Below are 7,088 nucleotides of genomic sequence, written 5' to 3' on the forward strand. Positions count from 1 at the left end.
TGTACTCCTCTGAAGTCGATGTCCTTGACAGCGCCCATGTAGGCGTAGTCCTTCGACAGCTTCGACAGGCGCTCGTATGCGTCGGTGGAGAGCTTGGCCATCTCGAACAGGGGCTTCGCCTCGAGGCGGGCCTGGGCAGTGGTCTCGGCGCAGTGCATACCACCGGCGACCGCGACCATCTTGCGTGGTGTGATCGGGTAGGGGTGGTCGGTGGCGGCGAGTGTTTCGTCGTAGAGCTTGACCATGTTTTCGACGAGGTCGAAGCCGAGGTAGAGGCCGCCCATGATGGCGCCGATGCCCATGGTGGCGGCGGTTTCGACGGAGCTGGGGCTGCCGGCGGCGGCTGAGATGGGTGGGTAGGGGGTTTGCAGGGGCTTGGGGACCAGGCTGCGGGGTGGGATCTTGTAGTGCTCGCCCACGTACGAGAACACGTCGTTGAGGAACGCGCTCCGGATCAGCTCGATGCCCTCACGCCACTGAGCCTTGTTCTCGGAAGGGTCCACCTCAAACGCGCGCAGGGCGAGCGTGGTGTTGCCGCGCCCGGTACCAAGCTCGACACGGCCGTTGGACAGGATGTCCTCGGTCGCCACACGCTCCGCGACGCGCAGGGCGTGGTTCATCCGTGTCGGCAGCAGGGTCACCAGGTGGATGAAGCGGATCCGGCTGGTGAGAGCCATCAGGTACGGGTAGAGCACCTCCGGCGCGGAGACCGAGGCCGTCCCGATGGCGACGTGCTGCTCCGAACTGCCGAAGGCATCGAAGCCCACGCGCTCTGCGAGCAGTACCTCCTCGATCAGCTCCCGGTAACGGTGCTCATGGGTGAGCCCCACCGGGGTGTCCCCCTCGGTCATGAGGATGAAGTCCATACCGCCTCTTCCCTCGAATGTTATTGGCCGATAACGTAGGGCCCAGCACAGGCCAGGTCAAGACCCCGGGGAGAGCGGCAGGCGTTATTTTTGACTAACGTGCGCGGGCCCGGACTGCGGGCCTCTCCCCATCTGTCGAGTAGTGACGCATCCGCGAGGTACTGGCCGAGCAGGCCCAGGAGGAGGAGTGACCACACGTGAGCGAGTTGCGGATTGAGCGGTTGTCGTCGCCCGACATCGGGAGTGCCATCGCGAGCGGTATGCGTACGGCGGTCTTGCCGCTGGGCGCCACGGAGCAGCACGGTGCGCACCTGCCGATGTCGGTCGACAGTGATCACGCCGATCGACTGGGCGTTCTTGTCGCCGAGCGGCTCGGCGACGCGCTCGTGCTACCGACGGTGCGGATCGGCTGCTCTTCGCACCACCTCGGCTTCGCCGGAACGCTCTCGCTGCGGGCCGAGACGCTCGAAGCCATCTGCGCCGACTGCTGCGCGAGCCTTGCCGTGCACGGCTTCCGCAGGGTGCTGATCTTCTCGGCACATATCGGCAACTTCCCGGTGCTCAGTGACATCGAGCCGAAGCTCGCCGCGCGACTTCCCTCCGACCTGGATGTCATCGCGTTCGCAGACTCGGCAGCGGTCCTCCGTGCGTGGCGCGATGCTGCTCAACGCGTCGCCGGCCTGGCCGACCACGTCGGAGGCCATGCCGACGTGGCCGAAACTTCGATCATGCTGGCCGTGAGGCCGGACGCCGTGAGGAACGATCGCGCCGCCGCGGGTTTCACCGGGCCCATGGATGACGCGTTGCTGGCCCGCGTATTCACTGACGGTGTCAAGGCAGTCGCACCCAGCGGGGTGCTCGGCGATCCGCGCGGCATGTCGTCCGAGCTGGGCTTCGCCTGCCTGACCGCAGTGGCCGACCTGCTCGCGGAACACGCAAGGGAACGTTATCGGCCGCTCACCTAGACTAGACTTCACGTGTGTCGAGCTCACCTACCCCCCGTACCGCATCTCCCCGCGCCACCCGTCGGCAGGTGCTGATCAAGGTCGCCGGAGAGTTGTTCAACGAGCGTGCCTTCGATGCGGTCACCACTGAGATGATCGGCGCGCGTGCCGGTGTGACCGGCCCCGCGCTCTACCGGCACTTCGCGAGTAAGCAGGCGTTGCTGATCGCCGTGCTCGAGGATCCGCTCAGCGAACTGCTGGCGCATGCCCGCAAGACGGCAGCCGAGGTGACGGATCCACGCAAGGCACTCGAGGAGATGATCGATTACCACATCCAACGCAGTCTGCAGAACGTTCCGTCCACGCTGGTGTTCCTGAAGAACGAACACAACGTCCCGGAAGACGAGCGCCATCGCATGCGGCGCATGATGCGCCTCTACGCCGAAGAGTGGAGCGGACTGGTCACCCGGCTGCGGCCCGACCTGTCAGACGCGCAGACCCGCGTTCTCACCCACGCCGTCTTCTCGATGATCAACGCGGTGCCCCAGTTCAACAGCGGCCTCGATCCCGACATCGTCGCGACGACCATCCGCACCGCCGCGATCAACGCGCTACTCATCCCCGCGGACGCGATCTGACAAAGCCTTCAGGGGCGGCGGCTCGTAGCCGCTGACCTGATCCAGGCCGGGGGCCGGTGACGGGAGAGCACCTATGGGGCCCGGCTCGTCAGCTCTGGTGGATCCGCGGAGAGGCCGTGCGATGGATCTGATGAATTTTGAGCCGATCCGGACGCATCCGCAGCTGTTGCTTGATCGTGCGCGCTCCGAGCCCGACATTATTGCCCTGCGCCACTGGCGCGAAGGGGTTGTGCACGCGATCACATGGCGGACGTACCGAGACCGAGTACGCGAGATCGCGCTCGGCCTTGTCGACCACGGTGTGCAGCACGGCGATCGCGTCGCGGTGATGAGCAGCGCACGCCCCGAATGGGCCTTCGCCGCACTGGCCGTGCAGAGTGTCGGCGGCGTGGTGGTCGGCGTCTACCCGACCAACTCGCCCGCCGAGATCGAGCAGATCCTGGCGCACAGCGAGGCAGTGGCCTTCATCGGCGAGACGACCACGGAGCTCGACAAGGTGGCGGAGATCGCAGCCCGCACACCCAAGCTGCGGCTTGTCGTCGGCATGGACACCGCCCCGTCGGCGCTGCCCGGGGCAATCACCGGGACAACGTGGGAGGAGCTGCGCACAGAGGGAGCGCGGCCTCCAGGCCTCGTATCCGACCGGCTGGTCGAGATGGTCGCTGCCACGAGACTCGACGACCCCGCCGTTCTCTTCTACACCTCGGGCTCCACAGGAGCTCCGAAAGGCGTCGCACACTCGCACCGTACGCTTCAGCACTCGGTCCAGACCGTCGTCGGCCTCTATCCGGAACTCGACAGCCGTGAGCACGACATCGTCGGTTTCCTGCCGCTGGCCCACGTGGCGCCGGCGCTGCTGCTGATCTTCACTCCGCTGCTCTCACGTCTCGTGGTGACGTACTGCCGCATCGAGGACTACGAGGACGCGTTGCGCACCGTGCGACCGACGGCGCTGCTGTGGCCCCCGCGCTTCTACGAGAAGGCCGCCGGCGAGCTGATCGCACGAACGCAGGCTTGGCCCCGGGTGCGCCGGTACGCCTACAAAGGCGCGATGTGGATCGGCCGCCGAATGGCCGAGTGCCGTTGGTCCAGTGGCCATCCCTCGGTATTGCTGCGGATCGCATACACCGCAGTGCTTCACCGTGTCTTCCTGCCGTTGCGGGCGAGCGTCGGATTGGACCGCCTTCGCGTCGCTTTCACCGCCTCCGCCGCGACGCCCGAGAACGTCATCGCGCTGTGGCAGATCTGGGGGCTGGATCTACGCGAAAGCTATGGCCTCACCGAAACAGCCGGCTGCCCCGTTGCTCATTTCGACCAGGCGTTTCCTCGCCCGGGATATATTGGTCGAAAATTCCCGGACCCACGCTTCCAGGTCGAGGTCGCGCATGACGGTGAAATGCTCGTCCGCGCACCTCTGCTGTTTCGCGAATACTGGCGCAACCCCGAAGAGACAGATGCCGTTCTCCAGGACGGTTGGTTCCGCACCGGCGACCTGATTGAGCGTACCGCGCACGGTGAGATCCGCCTCATCGGCCGAAAGAAGGACGTGATCATCACCAGCGGCGGCAAAACGATCAATCCGCAGCCGATCGAAACCCGGCTGAAGGAGAGCTCGCTGATCAGCGAAGCAATCGTGGTGGGCGACGCGCGTAAGTACCTCACCGTGCTGCTCGAGCCGAGTACCCAGGCCAAGGCGCTGACCTCGGGGGTGCTGCCCGACCGCCTGCGAGCCGAGCTGGGGCGGGTCAACAGGGACCTCGCACGCGCGCAACAGCTGAAGGACTTCCGTGTGCTGCCTCGGCCCCTCGAGGCCGAACGCGGCGAGCGGACCGCGAATGGCAAGATCAAGCGGAACGCGGTAGTGAATTCATTCGCTGCGCTGATCGATGAAATGTACGCCGGGAATGACGGCACAGTGATCGCGAACCATCTGCGGCCGCGGTCACATTAGCGAAGAACCTTGATGAGTCGGTCGTGGCTCTTACATCTGCTGCATCTCCGGATTCTGCCCCGGCCCGAGCGGTTCGGTTCCCCGGACCGCTCTGCGGCTTGAGTCGTTCGGCAATGCTGACTTGATTCTCTTCTTGCGCGCCACTCCCAGACCATGTCTCTTCTGCATCCATGCTTGTGGAATTTGAATTAGTCCAGTCGTATCAGTGCATTGCGCGTCTGGGTACGACGGGTCAGAGTCAGCACATGCGAAGTGCATCGAGTGTGTGCGTACGCAGTTCCTGCTGACCCACGAGGTATGGCATGCGCTCGGCGACGCTCCATCAATGAACTCCATCAATGCGCCCCGTCATCCGATGGCCATCCGCAGTCGTCGAACCCGCAGTCGTCGAATCAGCAGTCACCGACGAGGTAGACCCTGACGGCTGCGCCGCTCGAATCCGGAGAGATCGGGGCTTCAGGACCCACCCCCCTGATCGCGCCGAGCAACCTGTCGGCGTCAACCTCGCGCGGGGAGGGCGGCCGAACGGCGCATCTTCCATCCTGGTGTGACAAGGAGAGTCAATGACGACGGCACAACATCCCGAAAAGACGATCAGCTTGAGGTCCGCCCGGCGTGCGTCGCTGGCGGGCGGCGTCGGGACACTGATCGAGTACTACGACTTCAGTGTCTATGGGTTTCTGACGCTCACCATCGGACCGTTGTTCTTCCCCAGCGACAATCCGACGGTCTCAACCCTGTCCGCGCTGGCGGTGTTCGCGTCGTCCTACCTCATCCGTCCGCTCGGTGGCTGGTTCTTCAGTCGCCTCGGCGACCGCCGCGGCCGCCGGACAGCCCTCGTCGCGACGATCGTGATGATGGGCGCGGCGTGCGGCGTGATGGGCCTGCTGCCCACCTACGGACAGATTGGAGTCGCCGGGACGATCGCGATCATCGTTGTGCGACTCGCCCAGGGATTCGCTGCCGGCGGCGAGATCGGTGGCGCTGCCACGTACATCGCCGAGCTGGCGCCACCCGGCAAGCGGGGCTTCTACGGATCGACGGTTTCCATGGGGTCTACTCTCGGGTTCGCCCTGGCCGCCGGCGTCGTAGGGCTGGTCCGACTGCTGGTTCCGGCCGACCAGATGGCAACGTGGGGTTGGCGGATTCCGTTCCTCCTCTCGCTGGTCCTCACTGTGGTGTGTCTCCAGGCTCGGCTGCGGGTCGAGGAGTCGCCTCAGTTCCAAGAGCTGAAGGAGAAGGCCGCGATCGTGCGCAGCCCCATGCTGGCGGCTCTGCGCAGCCACCCGCTGTCGGTTGCCCGTGTGGCGGGCCTGGCTGTCGCGTTCAACGGCACCGGTTACTTCGGCGTTGCCTACTTCGCCATCTTCCTGCAGGAAGAAGGATTCTCCGCCACAGGCGTCGCCTGGACATCAGCGTTGTGCATCGCCCTCGCCACCTTCACCTACCCGTGGGCGGGCAAGTTGACGGATCGCTACGACCGTAAGCCCATCCTGCTGGCGTCCTACATCATCTTCGCCGTCATCGCTTGGCCGGTCTTCGCACTCCTCATCGCAGCAACCAACCTCTGGGCCGTCGGAGCCGTCTATCTGGTCTTCATGTTCTTCACCGGGTGGGCGCAGGTGCCTACGTGGCCGTTGGCCACGGAGCTGTTTCCGGCAAGCGTGCGCTACTCGGGCATCGCGATCGGCTACAACCTGGGCGTGATCATCGGTGGCGTCACGCCACTCGTCGCCGCTGCCCTCGTGGCCGGTACCGGAAGCAGAACCAGCCCCGTCTACTGGATCCTCGCCGTAACACTCATCGGAGTGATCACCGTCGCTCGACTGCCGAAGACCGCGTCGAAGCCGCTCCCCGCCTAGCTGACAGCCAGGTCCACGATCTCCTGCAACGCTGTGCGGAAGCCGCCCGGGTGCGGGAGATCGTCGAGCCGACCCGCTACCGGACCGACCGCTACCGCAACCCGTAGATCACTACGGTGTTGCCCCATGGGTCCCGGGCCACGGCCCGGACCTCGTGCGGGCCCTGCTCGGGCTCCCGGACTACGGATCCGCCGCCTCGTACGAGGGCGGTGAGCGCCGAGGCCACGTGGGGGACCTTGAACGACGCCGCGGGCACCCCACCGGTGACGTCCTCGGCCGGGCCGGTCAGGGCCAACGTGGTACTGCCGGCGTCGAGGGCGGCATAGCGGTCGCCGTCGACGAACTTCGTGGCCAGGCCAAAGGTGTCGGTGTAGAAGCGCACGGCGGCGTCGATGTCGGCCACCGGATGCAGCACGTTCCCGATCTTCACGTTGTCGGTCATTGAACGCTCTGCCCGAGGTGGAGGAAGTCACCGCGGTACCACATCACCGGTTTGCCACTCCCTATGCGCGCGTCGTGCACGCGACCGATGAGAATGACGTGATCGCCGCCGGGTACGGCTTGTTCCAGCTCGCAGCGGATGACCGCTGCGGCGTCGGGCAGTATCGGGTGTCCGCCCTCGTCGGACTCGAAGCTCCCGTGTGCGAACTTGTCCTCGCCCTTCGTGGCGAACCTCATGGCCAACTTCGCGTGCGCGGGCGTCACGATGTTCACGACGAACTGCTCAGCCGCTATGAAAGCCGGGAAGCAGTCCGCTCCTTGGTCCAGGCAGACCAGGATAAGTGGTGGATCAAGCGACAGCGACGCGAAGGAACTCGCGGTGAACC

General features: G+C 65.5%; 7 protein-coding genes. 4 read left to right on the forward strand and 3 right to left on the reverse strand.

Annotated features, from left to right (window positions below):
* The coding region (locus tag BBH68_RS38560; protein WP_065968571.1) for an LLM class flavin-dependent oxidoreductase at positions 1 to 866 on the reverse strand (866 nt) is incomplete at its 3' end.
* 197 nt (positions 867 to 1,063) lie between these two features.
* Between BBH68_RS38560 and BBH68_RS38565 the strand changes: the two genes are divergently transcribed.
* From BBH68_RS38565 to BBH68_RS38580, 4 genes are all read left to right on the forward strand, one after another.
* Entirely contained in the window at positions 1,064 to 1,831 is a 768-nt protein-coding gene (locus tag BBH68_RS38565) for a creatininase family protein (RefSeq protein WP_211301838.1), read from the forward strand.
* A 68-nt stretch (positions 1,832 to 1,899) separates the two neighbouring features.
* A complete protein-coding gene (locus tag BBH68_RS38570) occupies positions 1,900 to 2,448 on the forward strand; it encodes a TetR/AcrR family transcriptional regulator (RefSeq protein ID WP_211301839.1) in 549 nt (182 codons plus the stop codon).
* A 121-nt stretch (positions 2,449 to 2,569) separates the two neighbouring features.
* Positions 2,570 to 4,399 (forward strand): AMP-dependent synthetase/ligase, encoded by a 1,830-nt coding sequence (locus BBH68_RS38575; protein WP_065968573.1) that lies wholly within the window; start codon positions 2,570 to 2,572, stop codon positions 4,397 to 4,399.
* Between the two features lie 563 nt (positions 4,400 to 4,962).
* On the forward strand, positions 4,963 to 6,261 hold the full coding sequence (locus BBH68_RS38580; RefSeq protein WP_065968574.1) for an MFS transporter: 1,299 nt from the start codon (positions 4,963 to 4,965) through the stop codon (positions 6,259 to 6,261).
* Positions 6,262 to 6,352: 91 nt separating this feature from the next.
* Here the strand turns inward: BBH68_RS38580 and BBH68_RS38585 are convergent, their stop codons facing one another.
* Positions 6,353 to 6,703: a VOC family protein gene (locus BBH68_RS38585; RefSeq protein ID WP_065968575.1), complete on the reverse strand. Its 351-nt coding sequence runs from the start codon at positions 6,701 to 6,703 to the stop codon at positions 6,353 to 6,355.
* The coding region (locus tag BBH68_RS38590; RefSeq protein ID WP_079151494.1) for a flavin reductase family protein at positions 6,700 to 7,088 on the reverse strand (389 nt) is incomplete at its 5' end. The genes BBH68_RS38585 and BBH68_RS38590, both read right to left, overlap by 4 nt.

The organism is Streptomyces sparsogenes (assembly GCF_001704635.1).
Lineage (GTDB): Bacteria > Actinomycetota > Actinomycetes > Streptomycetales > Streptomycetaceae > Streptomyces > Streptomyces sparsogenes.